The organism is Marinospirillum sp. (assembly GCF_014859565.1).
This window is the reverse complement of sequence record NZ_JACUUA010000010.1, coordinates 23119-43117: the sequence shown is the minus strand read 5'-3', so window position 1 is coordinate 43117 and position 19999 is coordinate 23119. Positions and strand designations below refer to the sequence as shown.

General features: G+C 51.2%; 20 protein-coding genes. 13 read left to right on the top strand and 7 right to left on the bottom strand.

What is annotated here, in order from left to right; translation table 11 throughout:
* Positions 1-60: 60 nt before the first annotated feature.
* Positions 61-1260 carry a tyrosine--tRNA ligase gene (gene tyrS / locus IBX50_RS03085; RefSeq protein ID WP_292253203.1) on the bottom strand — a complete coding sequence of 400 codons (1200 nt, stop codon included), beginning with the start codon at positions 1258-1260 and terminating at the stop codon, positions 61-63.
* 123 nt (positions 1261-1383) lie between these two features.
* On the opposite strand from tyrS, the gene IBX50_RS03080 reads away from it, so the two are divergent.
* The gene (locus IBX50_RS03080) at positions 1384-2505 is read left to right on the top strand and encodes an anhydro-N-acetylmuramic acid kinase (protein ID WP_292253202.1); all 1122 of its coding nucleotides are present in this window, start codon (positions 1384-1386) and stop codon (positions 2503-2505) included.
* 3 nt (positions 2506-2508) lie between these two features.
* On the opposite strand, the gene erpA is transcribed toward IBX50_RS03080, so the two are convergent.
* The 4 genes from erpA to argC all read right to left on the bottom strand — a co-directional run bounded on the left by erpA (position 2509) and on the right by argC (position 5322).
* The gene (gene erpA / locus IBX50_RS03075; RefSeq protein WP_292253201.1) at positions 2509-2862 is read right to left on the bottom strand and encodes an iron-sulfur cluster insertion protein ErpA; all 354 of its coding nucleotides are present in this window, start codon (positions 2860-2862) and stop codon (positions 2509-2511) included.
* A 108-nt stretch (positions 2863-2970) separates the two neighbouring features.
* Positions 2971-3501 carry a polymer-forming cytoskeletal protein gene (locus tag IBX50_RS03070; protein ID WP_292253199.1) on the bottom strand — a complete coding sequence of 177 codons (531 nt, stop codon included), beginning with the start codon at positions 3499-3501 and terminating at the stop codon, positions 2971-2973.
* Positions 3502-4239: a DUF6776 family protein gene (locus IBX50_RS03065; RefSeq protein ID WP_292253197.1), complete on the bottom strand. Its 738-nt coding sequence runs from the start codon at positions 4237-4239 to the stop codon at positions 3502-3504.
* 33 nt (positions 4240-4272) lie between these two features.
* Positions 4273-5322, bottom strand: coding sequence for an N-acetyl-gamma-glutamyl-phosphate reductase (gene argC, locus IBX50_RS03060; RefSeq protein ID WP_292253196.1), 1050 nt, complete (start codon positions 5320-5322; stop codon positions 4273-4275).
* Between the two features lie 158 nt (positions 5323-5480).
* On the opposite strand from argC, the gene hemJ reads away from it, so the two are divergent.
* Genes hemJ through IBX50_RS03035 form a run of 5 tightly spaced genes read left to right on the top strand, consistent with a single transcriptional unit; the run spans position 5481 to position 10315 of the window.
* The gene (hemJ, locus tag IBX50_RS03055; RefSeq protein WP_292253195.1) at positions 5481-5918 is read left to right on the top strand and encodes a protoporphyrinogen oxidase HemJ; all 438 of its coding nucleotides are present in this window, start codon (positions 5481-5483) and stop codon (positions 5916-5918) included.
* 39 nt (positions 5919-5957) lie between these two features.
* Entirely contained in the window at positions 5958-6773 is an 816-nt protein-coding gene (locus IBX50_RS03050; RefSeq protein ID WP_292253194.1) for a hydroxymethylpyrimidine/phosphomethylpyrimidine kinase, read from the top strand.
* Positions 6766-7452 carry a thiamine phosphate synthase gene (gene thiE / locus IBX50_RS03045; RefSeq protein WP_292253193.1) on the top strand — a complete coding sequence of 229 codons (687 nt, stop codon included), beginning with the start codon at positions 6766-6768 and terminating at the stop codon, positions 7450-7452. Before IBX50_RS03050 ends, thiE begins: the two co-directional genes overlap by 8 nt.
* Positions 7427-8719 carry a glutamate-1-semialdehyde 2,1-aminomutase gene (gene hemL, locus IBX50_RS03040; protein WP_292253192.1) on the top strand — a complete coding sequence of 431 codons (1293 nt, stop codon included), beginning with the start codon at positions 7427-7429 and terminating at the stop codon, positions 8717-8719. Before thiE ends, hemL begins: the two co-directional genes overlap by 26 nt.
* Before the next feature lie 24 nt (positions 8720-8743).
* Positions 8744-10315 (top strand): bifunctional aminoglycoside phosphotransferase/ATP-binding protein, encoded by a 1572-nt coding sequence (locus IBX50_RS03035; protein WP_292253191.1) that lies wholly within the window; start codon positions 8744-8746, stop codon positions 10313-10315.
* Here IBX50_RS03035 and IBX50_RS03030 read toward each other — a convergent pair.
* Positions 10294-11235, bottom strand: coding sequence for a ChaN family lipoprotein (locus tag IBX50_RS03030; RefSeq protein WP_292253190.1), 942 nt, complete (start codon positions 11233-11235; stop codon positions 10294-10296). The two genes, IBX50_RS03035 and IBX50_RS03030, sit on opposite strands and share 22 nt — an antisense overlap.
* A gap of 187 nt (positions 11236-11422) precedes the next feature.
* Here IBX50_RS03030 and dksA point away from each other — a divergent pair, with 187 nt between their 5' ends.
* Genes dksA through IBX50_RS03005 form a run of 5 tightly spaced genes read left to right on the top strand, consistent with a single transcriptional unit; the run spans position 11423 to position 17339 of the window.
* On the top strand, positions 11423-11860 hold the full coding sequence (gene dksA / locus IBX50_RS03025; RefSeq protein WP_292253189.1) for an RNA polymerase-binding protein DksA: 438 nt from the start codon (positions 11423-11425) through the stop codon (positions 11858-11860).
* Complete coding sequence (gluQRS, locus tag IBX50_RS03020; protein ID WP_292253188.1) at positions 11861-12796, top strand: tRNA glutamyl-Q(34) synthetase GluQRS; 936 nt, start codon at positions 11861-11863, stop codon at positions 12794-12796.
* Positions 12778-12948, top strand: a complete 171-nt coding sequence (locus IBX50_RS03015) for a hypothetical protein (RefSeq protein ID WP_292253186.1) — start codon at positions 12778-12780, stop codon at positions 12946-12948. Before gluQRS ends, IBX50_RS03015 begins: the two co-directional genes overlap by 19 nt.
* 4 nt (positions 12949-12952) lie before the next feature.
* The gene (locus IBX50_RS03010; RefSeq protein ID WP_292253184.1) at positions 12953-15913 is read left to right on the top strand and encodes an ATP-binding protein; all 2961 of its coding nucleotides are present in this window, start codon (positions 12953-12955) and stop codon (positions 15911-15913) included.
* Entirely contained in the window at positions 15891-17339 is a 1449-nt protein-coding gene (locus IBX50_RS03005) for a sigma-54 dependent transcriptional regulator (RefSeq protein WP_292253182.1), read from the top strand. The genes IBX50_RS03010 and IBX50_RS03005 overlap by 23 nt, the downstream gene beginning before the upstream one ends.
* A gap of 99 nt (positions 17340-17438) precedes the next feature.
* Here the strand turns inward: IBX50_RS03005 and IBX50_RS03000 are convergent, their stop codons facing one another.
* Positions 17439-17678, bottom strand: coding sequence for a hypothetical protein (locus IBX50_RS03000; protein ID WP_292253181.1), 240 nt, complete (start codon positions 17676-17678; stop codon positions 17439-17441).
* A 362-nt stretch (positions 17679-18040) separates the two neighbouring features.
* On the opposite strand from IBX50_RS03000, the gene pcnB reads away from it, so the two are divergent.
* Both pcnB and folK read left to right on the top strand, forming a co-directional pair.
* Positions 18041-19399: a polynucleotide adenylyltransferase PcnB gene (gene pcnB, locus IBX50_RS02995; protein WP_292253179.1), complete on the top strand. Its 1359-nt coding sequence runs from the start codon at positions 18041-18043 to the stop codon at positions 19397-19399.
* A gap of 12 nt (positions 19400-19411) precedes the next feature.
* Positions 19412-19921: a 2-amino-4-hydroxy-6-hydroxymethyldihydropteridine diphosphokinase gene (gene folK / locus IBX50_RS02990; protein WP_292253177.1), complete on the top strand. Its 510-nt coding sequence runs from the start codon at positions 19412-19414 to the stop codon at positions 19919-19921.
* Positions 19922-19999 lie beyond the last annotated feature (78 nt).

Below are 19999 nucleotides of genomic sequence, written 5' to 3'. Positions count from 1 at the left end.
CTGCGTATTATAGGCATCTGAATTCGACTTGCAAGCCCTTTTTGAAAGTTTTTTAGATCTTCAGATCAGACGGACTTTTGCGTACTTCTTTTTACCAACCTGGATCACCTGCTCCGAGCCTTTTTTCAAGCGGCAATCTTCACTGACAACTTCATGATCCACCTTAACAGCACCACGCTTGATGGCATCCTTGGCTTGCGCACTGTTGGCGGTCAGACCTGCGCGATTGATGACTGCAACAATCGGCAGATCGTCTTCGCCCTCCAGCTCAAGATCAACTTCTGGCAGATCTTCCGGCAGCTCACCTTCAGCAAGACGATTACCCGCAGACTTGTGTGCTGTTGCTGCAGCTTCTTCCCCATGAAAGCGCTCAATCAGTTCACGCGCCAGCAGGATCTTGATGTCTCTCGGGTTTGCGCCCTGCTCAACATCTTTCTTTAATTGGTTAATTTCTTCCATGCTGCGGAAAGACAATAATTCAAAATAACGCCACATCATACTGTCTGGCATGGAGACCAGCTTATTGAACATCACTCCAGGTGCTTCGTCGATGCCAACATAATTACCCAGCGACTTGGACATCTTCTGCACACCATCCAGACCTTCAAGCAAGGGCATGGTAATCACCACCTGAGGCGTCATGCCTCGTCCCTTTTGCAGCTCCCGCCCCATCAATAGGTTGAACTTCTGGTCGGTACCACCCAATTCAATGTCTGCCTCCATCGCCACTGAGTCATAGCCCTGCACCAGCGGGTAGAGAAATTCATGAATAGCTATAGGCTGGTTGCCCTTATAACGCTTTTCAAAATCATCACGCTCCAGCATCCGCGCCACAGTTTGTTGTGCAGCCAGACCAATCAGATCAGCGGCACTCATCTTGCCCATCCACTCGGAGTTGAACATCACCTGAGTTCTGGCTGGATCAAGAATCTTGAACACCTGCTCTTTATAGGTTTGCGCATTGGCTATCACCTGCTCTTCGGTCAGCGGCTTACGGGTGACATTTTTGCCGGTCGGATCACCAATACGGCCAGTGAAATCACCAATCAGAAACATGACATGATGCCCAAGATCCTGAAACTGACGCAGCTTATTGATCAATACCGTATGACCCAGATGCAGATCAGGAGCGGTCGGATCAAATCCTGCTTTTATACGCAAAGGGCGGTTTTCTTCCAGCTTTTTGATCAGCTCTTCTTCAACCAGAATTTCGTGAGTTCCGCGTTTAATCAAGGCCAGCGATTCGTTCAGGTTGCTCATGCTTTTTCCTTAACAGGTTCTGCCGGGGTACAAGGCATCATTTGTACCCGCTTAAAAATGTGGCAGAGTATAGCAGCTGTACTTATCTTGATAACCCACCAAACAGCAGATTCAGGAGCTGAAATGTTCAGTTATTACGTAGGGATGATGTCCGGAACTAGTCTTGATGCTGTTGACGGGGTACTGGTTCGCTTTGACGCTAGCACCGGACAACTGACACGAATCGCTGGTTACAGCCTTCCTCTACCGACCGAACTGCGCAAGCTGTTAACCGGCCTTGCTCACGCAAACCAGCTGACCTTCAAGGATCTGGCTCTTGCTGAAGATGGCATCACCCGTTGTTATGCTGAATGCGCCAAACAAGTGTTAGAAGGTATTGCTGATGACCAGCAACCCGTAGCACTGGGCTGTCATGGGCAAACCATTGAGCACCAGCCAAATTCAACACCACCCTACACCCTGCAGTTATTAAACCCGAGCCTGCTGGCTGAGCTGACTGGGCATAATGTCATTTGTGATTTCAGGCGCAGGGATCTTGCTGCTGGGGGCCAGGCCGCTCCACTGGTTCCTGCATTTCACCAAGCTGCCCTGCAATCAAAAGATGAAGATCGGATTATCATCAATCTGGGCGGCATCGCTAATTTAACTTATCTGCCTGCCGACCAGAAAACACCCGTTATAGGTTTTGATACTGGACCTGCCAATCTACTGCTGGATGCATGGCACCAGCAGCACTGGCAATCTGACTACGACCCATCTGGGCGCCGTGCATCCAGCGGGCGTGTCATACCAGAACTTTTACAACAGCTTTGTTCGGATGAATACTTTGCACGCCAGCCCCCAAAAAGTACCGGGCGAGAACACTTTAACCCCCAGTGGTTGGCAACCCACTTGGCTGTCTGTAACCAACAAAATCTTTTACCGGAAGATGTGCTGGCAACCCTGACAGAGTTAACCGCTACCACTTTGGCTGATCAAATCAAATACCTTGATCCCGTAAACTTGGCACATCTGCTGATTTGTGGCGGCGGCTGGTTCAACACTTTTCTGGTATCAAGAATTCGAGCTTTGAGCTCACCCAGAAAAGTCACATCAACGGATACCGCAGGAATACCGCCACAGGATATGGAGGCCATTGCATTTGCCTGGCTAGCTCATCAGCATGTCAACAGACAGCACGGCAATCTACCCAGTGTGACGGGTGCAAAAGGAGAGAGAGTTCTTGGTGGGTTTTATCCGGCGTAAAGATCAGATCGAAAATGAAGAGCCGCATCCACAGGTTGTGGATGCATTCGGGTTTTTGATGATAAATCGAGCACCTTCCAGACCTTCAACATAATCCACAGTTGAACCGGTCAGATAAGGGTAACTCAGCTCATCCAGCACAAAACGGGCACCCTGCTCTTCAATCAGGGTGTCACCCTCCTGCAGTTCTTCACTAAAATCAAAGCCATACTGAAAACCCGAACAACCTCCACCCGTTACATAAACGCGCAGACAAAGATCAGGATTGGACTCTTCCTCGACCAACTGCAACAGCTTATTGACTGCGGAAGGCGTCACAAAAAGGGGCTTAGGAACAAAGGTTACTGCTGAGGTCATACTTCAGACTCCGGTTATCAGATTCAAGTCTGACTTAACCGAGTAAACTAGTCAAGTATCCAAGCCTGCCGATCGAGCCAGCTCGATACAGCAGGCTGAACAAGCCGGTCACTTTTTCTGCTGTTCAATCACAGCGGCTTTAGCTGCTGCTGAAACCGATGTGGGAGATGAGCCAAGATGCTTAGGCGCCTCAATCGCATCCTGACCCGGCACAGCAGTCGACTTGGGCTTCTCACGCGTCACCTGTTTTGGCATCTTGGCTTTTTCGCCGCCTTTAACGCTCTTGTAACGATGCGCCAACTGGCCATCGACCTGCGCACCCATCACCATTTCAACCGTATTATAGAAAATATTTCCTTTAACAATAGCCTTAGCAGCCAGTTCCAGGTGCTCTGAGGAGTGAACATCACCGATAATGGTGCCATTCACTATCACATGCGGAACAGAAACCTCCCCCTCAACCACACCCTTATCACTGATACGCAGCACAGCCTTGGACTCGTCATCGGCAATAATATTGCCAAAAACTCGGCCATCAACATGCAGGCCGCCCGAGAAATGGATGTCACCAACAATTTCAGCCTTGCCTGAAATCAGGGTATCAAAGTGATTTGTTGGAGGTGCATTTTTTCCAAACATTTAAATAGCCTCCTGGCTGACCCAGTCAAATTCTGATTCGATGCGCATAGCCTTGTTTCCGGTTGATTGCAGGATTACCTGTACTTTTTGTGGATTAAAATCTGATGGCAAGTATAGCTGTCCGGCTACATTCTGAAAGAAACGGAACCGGAATCTGACACTCAACTCATCCACATCGGGTGAAACATCTTTTAATGGCAAGGTGATATTTTTTGTCTGACCTCGCTCACCGATAATACTGACCAGCGCACGCCCTTCAATGAAGGTATTGTTGTCTGTTACCTGTGTAATCACCAGTTGATAATCATACACCAGCGGATTATCGGTCGGCTTGATCTCAAAGCGGTCAATACGCAAACCCTTGTCTGCTTTTTCAGGGGCCATAACACGCTGATAAAAGTGCAGCTCATTTTCTAACTGAGCAATACGAGCATTCAAATTAAGAACGGTCTGTTGTACTTCCTGATATGCGCGGCGATCAACCGCATTACTGCTTTCTGTGACCAAAACACGACGACGCAGATCTACCAGCTCTTTTTCCTGTGCACGAGTCTTAATCCGCAGTTCATCGCGCTCAACGACAGCTGTCCCCCGCTCATGCCAGATTGACCACTGCCCTAGATAATACCCACCACCACCCAGCACCAGCATCAACATCAACATCACTATGCGAGTCAAAAAACGTCTGGCTGGATTGTATGAAATAATTTCTAGACGCTCTTCCTGTCCGTTTTTCATTGCTCAGTTATCCGTTAAATGTCAGCACTCATTTCAGGGCATCAGCCCAGCGAACTTTAGGCCTGCTGATTCATCCAGTCCAAACATGATGTTCATATTCTGTATTGCCTGACCACTGGCACCTTTGACCAGATTATCAATCACAGATAGCACCACCAGCAAATCACCGCCTTCCGGACGGTGTATAGCCAACCTGCACATATTAGCTCCGCGCACACTGCGTGTTTCAGGACAGGATTGCCAGGGCATCACATCAACACAAGGCTCGCCTTTATACCGTGCCTCAAATAGCTGCTGTATTTCCACATCACTTCGTTTCAGGCTGTTACCGTTCAGCCTCACATACAGGGTTGCATGGATGCCGCGAATCATCGGTGTCAGATGAGGGACAAAGGTTATACCCACTGACTGACCTGCAGCGGCAGTTAAACCCTGAGTGATCTCAGGGTGGTGACGATGCGTTCCAACGGAGTAGGCTTTCATACTTTCTGCTGTTTCACAAAACAGGGAACCCACCTTGGCTGCCCGCCCTGCACCGGAAACACCTGACTTGCAATCAGCAATAATACCTCGCGGTTCAATCCATCCTGCCTCAAGCAAGGGCACCAGTCCTAGCTGCACAGCTGTCGGATAACAACCCGGCACTGCTATCAGTCGGGCACTCTTGATCTTAGATCTGGCCACTTCAGGCAGACCATAAACCGCTTCAGACAAAAGTTCGGGTGCACCATGAGGCTGGCCGTACCAGCGCGCCCACTCATCTGCATCCTGCAGTCGAAAATCAGCAGACAAATCAATCACTCGTGTTCCTGCATCCAGCAGCTCAGCGGCTAATGCATGAGCAACACCGTGCGGAGTGGCAAAAAACACTACGTCACAAGCAGCAAGACGACCCACATCCGGTTCGGAAAATGCAAGATCAGAATAGTGGCCCCTAAGATTCGGGTACATGTCCGCAACGGGCAGACCTGCCTCGGATCGCGAAGTGATCACCTCAACCTTTGCATCAGGATGAATAGCAAGCAGCCGCAGCAATTCCACGCCTGTATAACCGGTTCCACCAACAATACCGACCTTGATCACATGACCCCCTTACTGAACCTTGAGCAGAACATCGCACTGATAATTGCAATAAATGATACACAATTTTCCTGCTCAGGTATGCCACTTTACCCCTGCGGATTACTCTTGCAAGACTGATTAGGGTATCCTTGCTTTTTTCAGTACTGCACGGAATCACTATGACTTATTTATGGCTTAAGGCGTTTCATATCATTGCATTGGTCACCTGGTTTGCCGCGCTGTTTTACCTGCCACGACTTTTTGTGTATCACACTCAGGCACTGCAGGAGGGAGACACACGCGGCTCAGATCGCTTCAAAGTTATGGAGCGCAAGCTTTATCGAGGCATCATGATGCCTGCCATGCTGGCGACCGTGTTGCTGGGCGCAGGATTATTAAGCCTGGGTTTTTCCGGTTACATGCAACAAGGCTGGATGCACACCAAACTGCTGCTTGTTGCGTTACTGCTGGTTTACCACTTCTGGTGTGGTGCTTTGTTGCGACGCTTTGCCGCCGATCTGAATGCTCGCAGTCATGTGTGGTACAGAGTATTTAACGAGCTACCGGTATTTATACTGATATTTATTGTCATTCTGGTCATCGTAAAACCCTGGTAACCCTTGCTTTCACAGAATCACAGCTCAAAAAACACAAACATGATAAAAACCGGCTCTCAGTTCCAGAAACACTACCCCTGTGTTCTTGCTATCGGCGGTCATGATCCATCCGGCGGAGCGGGTGTTATTGCTGATGCCCAGACACTGCTGGCATTAAAAACCTGGCCGCTGACATTGATCACCTGCCTGACGGCACAGAACACCCGGGAACTATGTCAGATCAATCCTCAAGAGCCAGAAGCTTTTGCTGCCCAACTGGCAGCCTTACTGAAAGATTTTCGACCTGCCGCCATCAAGCTGGGAGTTACCGGGAGTCTGGCACTGCAGGAAGTACTGGCACATTTTTTAAATCGTTACCCGGATATCCCGCTGATACTGGATCCAGTCATCACCAGCAGCAGTGGCACTGGTTTTGCTGATCAGGAACAGCTGAGCCACCTGAAAAGCGAACTGCTGCCGCATACCACTGTGATTACACCCAATCTGCCGGAGCTTGACCTGCTGATCCCCGGCAAAGCGAGTGTTGAGCAAAAAGCCCGTGCCCTGATCAAACAGGGCTGCAAAGCGGTACTGGTCACTGGTACTCATGCCCAGACCCGTGGGGTTAAAAACCTGTTATTCACTGCCAGCTCAGCGGATCCTGTGGTCAGTCGCTGGGAGCGTTTGCCGCATGAATATCACGGCTCCGGCTGTACACTGGCCTCCGCTCTGGCAGCCTGTCTGGCACGCGGTGAACCCCTTGATAAAGCATCCACTCTGGCTCAGGATTTCACCTGGCAAAGTCTGGAAAATGCCTTAAAACTCACAGAAGGTCAGCACTTGCCCCTTCGTCTGCAGAGCAGCACTCATGGATAAAAAACAACAACAATTATCAGGTGTCTACGCCATCACTGACCCCTTGCTGTTGCCAGATGACACCCAGATGCTGGAGCGGGTCGAAGCAGCATTAAGAGGCGGGCTGAGTGTGTTGCAATACCGGGACAAAACAGCCGATGCCAGCAAAGCATTACGCCAGGCTCGTTTGCTGTCTGACCTCTGCAAAAGTTATGACTGCTTGTTTATTATTAATGATGACCCCGAACTCGCTCGTGCCTGTGAAGCCAGCGGTGTACATCTGGGGCAGGGTGATGCCAGCTTACAACATGCACGGGAACTGCTCGGCAACCACTTTCTGATTGGTCGCACCTGCCATAATAGCCTGCAACTGGCTGAACAGGCCGTACAACAGGGAGCCGACTACCTGGCTTTTGGTCGCTGTTATCCATCCAAAACCAAGCCGGATGCTCCCGCTGCTCCTTTAAGTATTTTTCTGCATACCCGACACCTGCAAATTCCCTGCGTAGCCATTGGTGGCATCACCCCAATGCACGCATCAGAAGTTGTACAGGCCGGCGCCAGCATGATTGCAGCAGCCGAAGGTATTTTTGCAGCAGCCGATCCATGCCAGGCTGTACTCCAGTACCGCAAGGCTTTTGAGTATTCACCATCTTTTATTAATGAGGTACACCATGACACGCTCAGCAGAACTTTTTGAACGCGCGGCCAAATCCATTCCCGGCGGTGTTAACTCACCAGTACGCGCCTTCAAAAGTGTAGGCGGCACGCCGCTATTCATTAAAAAGGCAGCTGGTGCCTACATGGTGGATGAAGATGACCGCTCTTATGTTGATTATGTCGGCTCCTGGGGGCCAATGATCACCGGACACGCTGATCCGGATATTCTGAATGCTGTTCGTGATCGTCTGGAACTCGGCTTATCTTACGGCGCCCCCACTGCTCTTGAGACCGAAATGGCCGAGCTGCTTTGTGAGCTAGTACCGTCCATGGATCGGGTGCGTATGGTCAACTCAGGCACCGAAGCCACTATGAGTGCCATACGTCTGGCGCGTGGTTTCACCGGACGCGACAAGATTGTCAAATTTGAAGGTTGTTATCACGGTCACAGTGACTCACTGCTGGTCAAGGCCGGTTCCGGCGCACTGACTTTTGGTGTTCCGACCTCTCCGGGCGTTCCTGCTGATTTTGCCCAGCACACTCTGACTCTAACTTTTAATGATGCTCAGGGTATCCGTGAATGCTTTAAACAACTGGGTGATCAGATTGCCTGCATCATTGTGGAGCCGGTTGCTGGCAACATGAACTGCATTCCGCCACAACCGGGTTTTCTGGAAACCCTGCGTGAAGTTTGTGATCAATCCGGTGCACTGCTGATTTTTGACGAAGTCATGACCGGTTTCCGAGTGGCTCTGGGCGGTGCACAACAGCACTATGGCATCACACCGGATCTGACCACACTGGGTAAAATTGTCGGTGGTGGACTACCAGTAGGTGCTTTTGGTGGCAAAGCCGAAGTCATGAATCACCTTTCACCCCTGGGCCCGGTTTATCAAGCCGGCACCCTGTCTGGCAACCCTTTGGCGATGGCCGCCGGCCTGGCGCTGCTGACCAAGTTACGCCAGCCCGGTTTTCACCAGAAACTTGGTGATTTTGTCAGCCAGCTTTGCTCTGGTCTGCAGCAGAAGGCTCAGGCTGCCGGCATTCCATTCATGACACAACAGGTCGGTGGCATGTTTGGACTTTTCTTCACCGAAGTTACCGCTGTGCATAACTTTACTGATGCCACGGCTTGTGATATTGAACGCTTTAAAGCTTTTTTCCATGCCATGCTGGATGAAGGCGTTTATCTGGCACCCTCGGCCTACGAAGCAGGATTTGTATCTTCCTGCCATGGTGAAAAAGAACTACAAATCACCCTGGCTGCTGCAGAAAAAGCCTTTGCACGACTGGCTGCAAACCAATAAATCAAAAATCAAAAGGAGCAGCCCATGAACGAGGCATTAATCCAGGCATTAAAAAATCCCGCCAGCTACCCGCATCCGGCCAGCGATATCCAGATGCGCGAAACCCATATATCCTGGGTTTTTCTTGTGGGTGAATTTGCTTACAAGGTTAAAAAGCCGGTTAACTTCGGTTTCCTTGATTACTCCAGCCTGGATCTGCGTAAGCATTTCTGCGAACTGGAAATGCAGCTGAACCAGCGTCTGGCACCAGAGTTTTATCTGGATGTATTACCCATTTCCGGCAGCGCTGATGTCCCATTGATCGGGGATGCCAGTGCACCTTTTGAGTATGCACTCAAAATGCGCCGTTTTGATGACTCACAACTGCTGAATGCCTTGCAACAGCGCGGTGAGTTAGAAGAAAGCCACTTGTTACAACTGGCCGAACAACTGGCTGATTTCCATGCCAAGATTGCACCCGGCACCCCGCCGGATGGGTTAGGCACACCCGAAGCCATCTGGTTTCCGGCACAACAGAATTTTGACCAGATCCGTGATCTACTGAACGATGAAGACGCCCTGAAACAACTGCAGTTGCTGGAGGAATGGTCAAAGGATACCTTTGAGCGTCACGAGGCGCTGCTCAGTGAGCGCCTGCAACAAGGCTTTGTCCGTGAGTGCCATGGTGACCTACATTTGGGCAATACCACCCTATGGCAGGGTAAGGTGGTGGCTTTTGATTGTATTGAATTTAATGATGCTTTCCGCTGGTGTGATGTCATCAGTGATCTGGCTTTCCTGCTAATGGACCTGGAAGACCGTGGACTGAAAAAAATGTCTCAGCTCACCCTGAACCATTACCTGGAACAGACCGGTGATTATGAAGGCTTACAACTCTTGTGTTTTTACAAGGTTTACCGGGCACTGGTTCGTGCCAAGGTTAACCTTTTCCGCTTAGCTCAGCCCGGTCTGGATGATGAAGACAAGGCCACAGTGCTGCGTCAGTATCGCAGTTATACCGATCTGGCAGAAAGCTACACTGATTTCCACTCCCCCTATCTGCTGATTACCCACGGCTTTTCTGGCAGCGGTAAAAGCACCCTGACCAGCAATGTGGTCAGAGAGCTGGGCGGTATTCGTATCCGCTCCGACGTTGAACGCAAGCGCTTGTTTGGCCTGAAAGCAGAAGAGAATGGACGCTCCGAGCTGACCGGTGGCATTTACACCAGCGAGGCAACCCAGCAAACCTACAGCCGCCTGACCCAGCTGGCAAACTCGGTACTGCGCTCTTGTTTCCCGGTAACCCTGGATGCCACCAACCTGAAAAAAGCCCAGCGCGACCAGCTGCGCAGTGTTGCTGAACAGCTGGGGCTGCCTTCACTGATCATTTCATTAAAAGCGGATGAAGCCACCCTGCGCCGTCGTCTGGCCAAAAGGATGCAGGAGGGTGAAAAAATCGCCGAAGCTGATCTGCTGGTGCTTGAGCATCAACTGGCTACCCACGAACCCCTCACCCAGGAAGAACTCAGCTATGCGGTGACCGTGGACACTGACGCTCCTGCTGCCAGCCAGACCTTGGTCAAGCTGATTCGTGATCACCTGCGACTGGATGACTGACTGGGCGACTTAAAAGCCTCGCAATAATCCACTGCCGGGATAGCAGGGGTGAAATAAATGTAATCCGTAATGGGAATCCCATCCACACCAGCCGCCAGATACTCTTCTGGCTGCTGGTGCTGGTTGACCTGCACCAGCCACAAGCTGCTGTATTCCATACCATCAGGCAACCAGCGTGGGATACCTATATCCCTGCGGGTATGAACAGCACCGGCTTGCATCAACCCGACCCGCCCTTGCAACTGCACAGCCGCCAGTGTTGCTGCCATAACCTGATCCCTGAACAGCTGCACCTGGCGCATGGCTGGCAGTCGCTCAGCAGGCAACATGCCACAGTGCCCCTGGTCGATCAGAGCATCCAGCGCTTCAGCCTGCGCCCTTGTTAATGCCGCTTGTGGTGCACCATCACGGTAAGCCAGCATTTGTTTTTCTCTGGACGGGTCAGTGGCCAATACCTGCTGTGCCTGTAGTAACCCTTGTTGTACCAGTGCACCGTAACGCTCCCACGGCCAGCCCTGTGTCCAGTTCAGATCTTCCGGTGTCACCTGCTGTCCCAGCTGTGCATCCAGCAATGGCTGCTGTTCCAGTCTTGCCATTTCCAGCGCCAGCACCCCCATCCGATTGCTGGTTGCTAGAGCCTGCAGCCAAGCCAAGGTCAGCCGCTGATGATCGGGGTTATCATGCTGCTCACCAATCAATAACCAGTGATTACCAGGCAATTCCGCAAAAAAGGTTGCTGGTTCTACAAACCTTTGTTCTGCCACAGACCAGAGGCGGCCAACCAACGGATGATCTTGGTGCTCCGATGCCAACCATTGCGCTTGTGAGCTTGCGCTGGTATCTGTCATGGCACAGGCACCGAACAGCAAAATACTCAAACCCACACCCAGAACTTTCAACCCTTGAATAAATTGCCGCACACCTGCGCCTCCTTCTGTAAAAGTAAACTGTCGGACTCTTTCGACCAAACATCTCACACTGCTAAAGTTCTGGCTGCTTTCCTTGCAATTTCCTCTGGATTGCAGTAAATAAGCTAGTCTTTTTTTCGCTCGGTAACTATGAAGCAGTTACCGAAACAGGACGCCCTTAAAGTCGCGAGGCACCGCTATGCCATCAAGCAAGCAGGATACAGAACAAAACCAGACCTTCATCCCTTACCAACAGGGTACAGATGAAGAATATATGAGTGATGCTCAGTTGGCACACTTTCGTCAACTGCTGCTGAACTGGAAGCAGGAGCTGATGGAAGAAGTGGATCGTACCGTTCAGCATCTGAAAGAAGACGCATCCAACTTTGCTGATCCAGCTGACCGCGCCACTCAGGAAGAAGAGTTCAGTCTGGAACTGCGTACCCGTGATCGTGAGCGCAAACTCATCCGCAAGATCAACGAAACGCTGGATAAAATCGAAGAAGGTGATTACGGCTACTGTGATGCCTGCGGCATTGAAATTGGTATCCGTCGTCTGGAAGCCCGGCCGACCGCTACCCTGTGTGTAGACTGTAAAAGCCTGGCTGAGATCAAGGAAAAACAGATCGGCGGTTAAATGCTGCCTATCAAACAGTCTCAGTCCACTTATCGGGGGCGTTTTGCCCCCAGCCCCACTGGCCTCTTGCATTTTGGCTCGCTGGTTACGGCGCTGGCCAGCTGGCTTGAAGCACGCAGCCGTGGTGGTGAATGGCTGGTCAGAATCGAAGACCTCGATCCACCCCGTGAAATGCCTGGTGCTGCCACAGACCTGCTTACCACCCTTGAAGCCTTTGGTCTGCACTGGGATGGTCAAGTGATCTACCAAAGCCAGCGCCATGATCTTTACCTGGCTCACCTTGAGCAGCTGGTGCAGCTGGGTCATGCCTACCCCTGTAGCTGCAGCCGCAAAGAACTGGCAAACCATCAAATTTATCCCGGTTATTGCCGCATAAAACCCCGTCACCCTGAACGCACGCTGGCCTGGCGACTGGCCGTGGATCATCAGCAAACTATTTGTTGGCAGGATGAAATCCAGGGAAACCAACACTGGCCTCTCAACCAGGCTGGTGATGTTATTATTCGCAGGCGTGATGGTCTCTGGGCTTATCAGCTGGCCGTAGTGGTGGATGATCTGGAACAGGGCATTACTCATCTGCTGCGGGGTATTGATCTGCTTGACTCCACTCCCTGGCAAATCTGGATTCAGACCTGTCTTGGCAAAGCACAACCCCATCAGCCCGCATTCCATTACGCTCACCTTCCCGTTATAGTGAATGACACAGGTCAAAAGCTTTCAAAACAGAATCACGCTCCGGCAATGGATACTCAGCAGGCTAGCCCGTTACTCTACCGTGCCCTCTGCGCTTTGCAGCAACAACCAGATCCGGCACTGAGACTTGAACCTGTGGCCACCCTGCTGGAAGAAGCATTAAACCACTGGCAGCCGAGTAACATTCCCGCTACTACCCACATCAAGGACACGGATCTGGATCCATGTATCTCTATCGATTAGTGCTACTGCTGGTCACCGTTGGTTACTTCTTTTCGCCCTGGTTTCTAACGCCCTGGGGTGGCAGTGACTGGTATAAACCTTTTCTGGTCTGGGGCGCGCTGATCGGAGCCACCCTATGGCTGGAGCAGAAACGCCGCCTGGAGCAGTTGTAACCTTATGAGTTTTACACTGACACAGATTTTTGTCATCGGCGTTGGCTATCTACTGGTTTTATTTGCCTGTGCCTGGATAGTGGAAAAAGGCTGGATTCCTGCAAGACTGGTGCGTCATCCACTGGTGTATGTGCTGGCACTGGGTATGTATGCCAGCGGCTGGGCTTTTTATGGTTCCTTTGCCATGGCCGACCAGTATGGTTATGGTTACCTGACCTATTATCTGGGCATCTCCGGTGTTTTTGTGCTGGCACCGGTGCTGCTATCGCCCCTCCTGCGCCTGACCCGTACCTATCAGTTATCGTCACTGGCCGACCTGTTTGCTTTCCGTTATCGCAGTCGCTGGGTAGGTATGCTGGTGACCCTTGGACTGTTGATTGGCACCATGCCACTGCTGGCTCTGCAGATTCAGGCTATTGGTGATGTTATTTATCTGCTGACCAACGAATCCTCCCCCTATCATCTGGCGTTCGTGTTTTGTGCTGTGATTACCCTGTTTGCCATACTGTTTGGCGCACGTCATATCTCACTACGCGAGCGCCACGAAAGCCTGCTGGTTGCCATTGCCTTTGAATCGCTGGTTAAATTACTGGCTTTTCTGGCACTCGGCGGCATCACCCTGTTCAGTGTTTTTGGTGGTTTTGAAGGGCTGGAAAACTGGTTGGCTGAGCACGGTAATACTCTGACTCAGGCCATTACCCCGCTGGAAGACAATCAGTGGCGTACCCTGTTGTTGCTGTTTTTTGCCACGGCTGTTTCTATGCCGCATATTTTTCATATCATCTTCACTGAAAATCCCTCTGAAGATGCCTTGATGCAAGCCAGCTGGATGCTGCCGGTTTTTTTGTTATTACTGGCACTGCCAGTTCCCATCATCTACTGGGCACATCATGCCCTTGAAAGCAGTGTGCCAATCGAATATGCCACCCTGTCACTGGGTGGTTACTGGAGCCTACTGTCTTTTATTGCCGGTCTGGCTGCAGCCAGTGGCACTATTATTGTGATCACCCTGGCTCTGGCGCCCATGGTACTGAATCATCTGGTGCTGGCAATTTACCAGCCCCCGGCCCGTTTTGATATTTATTACTGGCTGATCTGGATGCGTCGATTCTTGATTGGCACGCTGATATTCATCGCTTATCTGGTTTATCTGGTGGTGAGTGTTAAACATGATTTATCCACCCTGGGCTTATCCGCTTTTATCGGAACTTTACAATTTTTACCGGGTACACTGGCATTACTCTACTGGCCTTCTGCCAACCGTAACGGTTTAATTGCTGGTCTGCTGGCCGGGTTCACCGTATGGGTTGTCGGGTTGGGTTTCCCGTTGATGCTGGATATCAATGAACTGCAACTGGCCGGTATGCACCTGGAGCTAAACGGTATCAGTGACTGGTACAACGTTGCTATTCTTGCCATTACACTGAACATTGTCATTTTTATTCTGGTGTCACTGCTGACACGTATCAGTGATGAAGAAAAGGCCAGTGCGCTGGCCTGTTCTCAGGATGCCTTACTGCATCCCAAGCGCCAGCAATTACAAGCTAGAAACTGTGATGACTTCACCCGCTTCCTCAGTATTCCGCTGGGTATCGAAACCGCCCAGCGTGAAGTATGCCGCGCTCTGGGTGAACTTAATCTCAATCCATCCGATGCTCGTCCTTATTCAATGCGACGGCTGCGCGACCAAATACAAGCCAATCTTTCCGGCTTGATGGGGCCCGCTGTAGCGCAAGAGTTAACCGACCGGTACCTGCCCTGGCAAAATCAGCAGACCGAATCAGAAGATGATATACATTATGTCGAACGGCATCTGGAAGACTACCGCACCCGTCTGACCGGTATGGCCAGAGAGCTGGACAAACTCCGCCGCCACCACCGTCAGACACTGCTGCGTCTCCCAGTCGGGATTTGCACCCTGGGCAGAGACCAGGAAGTATTGATGTGGAATCTGGCAATGGAACACCTCACCGGTATTGTGGGTGAACAGGTGATAGGCTCCAGAATCCGCCATCTGCCGGAGCCCTGGAACCAACTGCTGCAAGGCTTTTTAGAAAGCCCCCGGCAGCAAATCCACCGCCAACCACTGAAGCAAGAGGGCATCCCACCACGGTGGTTAAGCCTTCACAAAGCACGACTGGATGACCCTGCTGCGTTAATGGGTGGCACCGTGTTACTGGTGGAAGATCAGAGCGATCTGAAACGACTACAGGACGAACTGCTGCACAATGAACGTCTTGCATCCATCGGTCGTTTAGCGGCGGGGGTGGCGCATGAAATTGGCAATCCTGTCACCGGCATTTCGTCTCTGGCGCAGAACCTACGGTATGACGCAGAAGACCCACAGGCGGTACTGGAAACCAGCCAGCAGATTCTGCAGCTGACCCACCGCATCACCGCCATAGTGCAGTCACTGGTCAGCTTCTCTCATGCCGGACGTGCTCACGCCACCCTGCAGTTTGAACAGGTGAACCTGCGAGGCGCACTGACCGAAGCCATCAACCTGATCTCGCTCAGTAACCGAGGTCGTAATCGTGTGTATAAAAACGAATGTCCGGAGCACCTTTATGTACGAGGTGATACCCAGCGCTTGGTACAGGTTTTTGTGAACCTGATTGCCAACGCCCGTGATGCCACTCCAGATGGCGGTATTATTCTCTGTTGTGGTGACAGGCGTGATCAGGATGTGGTGGTTGAAGTTCACGATAATGGCACAGGCATTCCAGCCCAGCACCTGGAGCATCTGTTTGAGCCTTTTTATACCACCAAACAAGCCGGTGAAGGCACAGGGTTGGGACTGGCACTGGTGTATAGTATTGTCGAAGAGCACGAAGGACAGATTCAGGCCATCAGTCCCAGCCCTCTACTCGGGGTGGGCAGTTGTTTTTGTTGCCGTTTCCCTTCGATCACTGAATTAACACATCAGGAGCAGCCAGCAGATCATGAGTCAGATACTGATCGTTGAAGATGAAGGCATTATCCGCTCCGCCCTGCGGCGGTTACTGGAGCGTAATGGTTTTCAGGTTGCTGAAGCGGGCACTGTTTCGGAGGCACGCCAGCAACTGGCAAAAGAACATTTTGATCTGATCATCAGTGATCTTCGCCTGCCGGGTGAATCTGGTACGGAGCTGATCAGCCAGGACATCCCGGTACTGATCATGACCAGTTATGCCAGCCTGCGCTCAGCAGTGGATGCCATGAAACTTGGTGCGGTGGACTATATTGCCAAACCTTTTGATCACGATGAAATGCTCTCGGCGGTGAATCATATCCTCAGCCAGCATCGACGCCAGCAGGCTGAAACAACCGAGCCGGAAGAAATCTCTCCTGCCAGCCAGGCACAGTTTGCCGGCATGATTGGTGAGAGTGATGTCATGCAAGCGGTATTTCGGCAAATCAGCAAAATAGCACCCTATGACACCCGTGTGTTGATTTTGGGTGAGTCCGGTACCGGCAAGGAGCTGGTTGCTCGTGCACTCCATGCTCTCAGCCCCAGAAAAGATGCCCCCTTGATTTCAGTCAACTGTGCAGCCATTCCCGAAACCCTGATCGAGTCCGAACTCTTTGGCCATGAAAAAGGCGCGTTCACGGGCGCCAATGCCAGCCGTAACGGTCTGGTCGAAGCCGCTGATGGCGGCAGTCTGTTTCTGGATGAGATTGGTGAATTACCGCTGGAAGCTCAGGCTCGACTATTAAGAGTGCTGCAGGAAGGTGAAATCCGCCGTCTGGGCTCTGTTGAATCTCGTCGGGTGGATATACGCCTGATTGCTGCAACCCACCGAGATATCAAGACCCTCGTGGATCAGGGCAAGTTCCGACTGGATCTTTATTATCGCCTGAATGTGGTGGAGCTGGAGTTACCCTGTCTGACTGAGCGGGGTGAAGACATACTGCTGATTGCTGATGAACTACTGAAAAAAACCTGCCAACGCCTGAACAAACCCCACGCACGTTTTTCACGCTCGGCTCGTAATGCACTGCTGGCTTATTCATGGCCGGGTAATGTGCGAGAACTGGAGAACCGGGTTGAACGGGCAGTGATTCTGGCAGACGACACCCTGTTACATGCCGAAGATCTGGAGTTGCCACACGGCAGCCACACTCCACCCAAGGTCAGCTTTATACAGTCAGCAACCACCGCACCCACACAGGGTAATCGTAGCAGCGAATCCTCTGCATCCGCCACCACCGATAAAGAAGAGGCAGATCCCGCCCATCTGCCGGTGGATGATCTGTCTCTGGAAGATTATTTTGTGCGTTTTGTCCGTGAGAATCAGGATTTGCTCAGTGAAACCGAGCTGTCGAGAAAGCTTGGCATCTCACGTAAATGTCTGTGGGAAAGACGCCAGCGACTGGGTATTCCCAGACGCAAAAGTATTTCTTCACGTTAAAAAAACAAGTGTTACCGTTACACCCAAATCCCACCCTCAACCGGCCAATTATGGGTAACACCTGGTTCAGGCAAACTGCAAAAATAACATATTTTTAACCTAACTAATTGATTTAAAATAAGATGCAGAAACATGGCACACAACAAGCATACTACTAGCCAAGAAAAATAAGAACACCGGCGTCACAGACTCAGCATAACAAAAACAAACACTGAGCTTGACCGAACCGGCCTCCGACAACAAAAACAACAGGAAGCCAGGTGAAAGACCACTGCAATCCACCACAAATACAAAAAACGGTTCAGCAGTTGCGGCATCGACAATAAAAACAATAGCCAAGGTCTCCGGTCTTCAGCGAAAACCGATGTGATCAGCAAAAAATAAAAACAATGCTGAGTACATCACAAGGGTGAACAACAACAATAAACACCCAAAGAAAAGGTCCAAGCTGAGGCTAAATTGTTTTGAATACGAGACGGTCAGCCTCTGCAATTCACGCAGAATTTGCGACTGTGATACGTATTCAGGGCGATCTAGAAACATCTCCCTAATTTCCTGCACGGATGCAGCCAGTGTCAATCGATTCAAAGGGGAAGGCTCAGGCCTTCCCCTTTTGTTGTTATGAATCACTCTTCAGCCTTTGCCCCATCCGGCTGGTCGGTTAAACTGCGCAGTATCTTTATTTAATATCGACGGCCAAAATGCTTAAAGGAATTACTCGCTACATCAAAACCCGCCTGAACAGACAGCCTCCGGCACCTGTTGTCACCCGCAGCATTCTTCCCCGCTCGGAACACCCTGTCTCGCGCAGCGAAATCCATGAAGGGGCGCTGAAGGTTCTTTACCGTCTGCAAAATAGTGGTTTTGAGGCCTATCTAGTGGGTGGCTGTATCCGGGATCGACTGCTGGGTAAAAATCCCAAAGACTTTGATGTCGCCACCAATGCCACACCCGAGCAGGTTCATCATTTATTCCGCAACTCACGCATGATTGGTCGGCGCTTCCGAATTGTTCATGTGCGTTTTGGTCGAGAAATCATCGAAGTCACCACCTTCCGTGGACACGCACCGGAAGAAAGCAGCCATTCACGCCAATCAGAAGACGGTATGTTGTTGCGTGACAATGTCTGGGGCAACATTGAAGAAGATGCCCTACGCAGAGACTTCACCATCAATGCGCTTTATTACAGCATCAACGACTTCTCCATCCATGATTTCACCGGCGGCTTGGCAGATATTCAAGCGCGTCGTCTACGGCTGATTGGTGATCCTGAAACCCGTTACCGTGAAGATCCAGTCAGGATGCTGCGAGCCATCCGTTTTGCTGCCAAACTGGACTTTACTCTGGAAGCCAGTACTGAGGCACCCATTCGCAGTCAGGCCAATCTGCTGTTACAGGTTGCTCCGGCTCGTCTGTTTGATGAAGTGTTAAAGCTATTCTTGTCTGGTCACGCACACAAAACCTTTGAGTTACTGCTTGAGTACCATCTTTTTGGTTTTCTGTTCCCCGCTAGCCATGAAGCTTTTAAAGTAAACCCTGCTGCCCTGGCTCTGGTAGAACAAGCCATGATCAACACCGATTTACGTATCCAGCAGGAGCGTCCGGTGACCCCGGCCTATCTGTATGCTGCCCTGCTCTGGCCAGGACTTGAGCTGATCTACTCCGACCTGCTGAAAAATGGTGTACCCGCCTTTCCTGCCATGCAGCAGGCAGGCAACCGGTTATTACAGCGCCAGAACCAGCACATCACCATTCCCAAACGTTTTGCCTTCCCGATGCGGGAAATCTGGGACATGCAGCTGAAATTACCTCAGCGTCATGGCAAACGTGCCTGGGCACTACTACAAGAGCCACGCTTCCGAGCCGCCTACGACTTTATGCTACTGCGTGAAGCAGCCGGTGAACCAACCGAAGGCGTTGGTGCCTGGTGGACAGAGTTTCAGGAAACCGATGAAGCCGGTCAGCACATCCTGCTGAATGCACTGGGACGCTCACCGACGAAAAAGTCTGCCGGTAGACGCCGCAACCCGCGTCGTCGCAAACCTGCAGCATCCAGCTGAGCCAAAGCTTTTATGCCAATTGCCTGGATAGGACTGGGAAGTAACCTTGAGCAACCTTCTCAGCAATTACTGACTGCTTTTCAAGAACTGGCACAACTGCCTCAGACACAACTGCGGCAAACGTCTCGTTTATGGCAGAGTAAACCCATGGGGCCGCAGGATCAGCCGGACTTTATTAATGCCGTGGCACAACTGGATACCGAACTTGAGCCGCTGCAATTGCTGGATGCCTTGCAACAACTGGAGCAACACCACCAGAGAGTCAAGTTGCGCCACTGGGGAGAAAGAACCCTGGATCTGGATCTACTGCTTTATGATCAACTGGAATACCAGCACCCACGCCTGACTCTACCCCACCCCGGAATAACTCAGCGTGCGTTTGTGCTGCTGCCACTCGCCGAGCTGGCCGCAGATCTTTACATACCCGGTAAAGGTCGTGTGAGTCACCTGCTGGATCAGTTAACACTCGATGATTTTCAGGGGGTGTTACCCCTGGAAGCAAATAGCCTATCCGGGCTTTGACTTTTAGGTTACCAGGGGTAACAATCCCGTTTCCATGCTTAGGATGGCAAAAAATTGCCATCCAACCCTATAACCAGA

Coding starts and splice junctions, on each gene's coding strand:
- pcnB (WP_292253179.1), top strand. CDS start 18,041: ATGCTTAAAGGAATTACTCGCTACATCAAAACCCGCCTGAACAGACAG.
- IBX50_RS03015 (WP_292253186.1), top strand. CDS start 12,778: ATGTATCTCTATCGATTAGTGCTACTGCTGGTCACCGTTGGTTACTTC.
- IBX50_RS03050 (WP_292253194.1), top strand. CDS start 5,958: ATGATAAAAACCGGCTCTCAGTTCCAGAAACACTACCCCTGTGTTCTT.
- IBX50_RS03035 (WP_292253191.1), top strand. CDS start 8,744: ATGAACGAGGCATTAATCCAGGCATTAAAAAATCCCGCCAGCTACCCG.
- erpA (WP_292253201.1), bottom strand. CDS start 2,862: ATGACCTCAGCAGTAACCTTTGTTCCTAAGCCCCTTTTTGTGACGCCT.
- gluQRS (WP_292253188.1), top strand. CDS start 11,861: ATGCTGCCTATCAAACAGTCTCAGTCCACTTATCGGGGGCGTTTTGCC.
- IBX50_RS03065 (WP_292253197.1), bottom strand. CDS start 4,239: ATGAAAAACGGACAGGAAGAGCGTCTAGAAATTATTTCATACAATCCA.
- IBX50_RS03005 (WP_292253182.1), top strand. CDS start 15,891: ATGAGTCAGATACTGATCGTTGAAGATGAAGGCATTATCCGCTCCGCC.
- hemL (WP_292253192.1), top strand. CDS start 7,427: ATGACACGCTCAGCAGAACTTTTTGAACGCGCGGCCAAATCCATTCCC.
- folK (WP_292253177.1), top strand. CDS start 19,412: ATGCCAATTGCCTGGATAGGACTGGGAAGTAACCTTGAGCAACCTTCT.
- IBX50_RS03010 (WP_292253184.1), top strand. CDS start 12,953: ATGAGTTTTACACTGACACAGATTTTTGTCATCGGCGTTGGCTATCTA.
- hemJ (WP_292253195.1), top strand. CDS start 5,481: ATGACTTATTTATGGCTTAAGGCGTTTCATATCATTGCATTGGTCACC.
- thiE (WP_292253193.1), top strand. CDS start 6,766: ATGGATAAAAAACAACAACAATTATCAGGTGTCTACGCCATCACTGAC.
- dksA (WP_292253189.1), top strand. CDS start 11,423: ATGCCATCAAGCAAGCAGGATACAGAACAAAACCAGACCTTCATCCCT.
- IBX50_RS03070 (WP_292253199.1), bottom strand. CDS start 3,501: ATGTTTGGAAAAAATGCACCTCCAACAAATCACTTTGATACCCTGATT.
- IBX50_RS03080 (WP_292253202.1), top strand. CDS start 1,384: ATGTTCAGTTATTACGTAGGGATGATGTCCGGAACTAGTCTTGATGCT.
- tyrS (WP_292253203.1), bottom strand. CDS start 1,260: ATGAGCAACCTGAACGAATCGCTGGCCTTGATTAAACGCGGAACTCAC.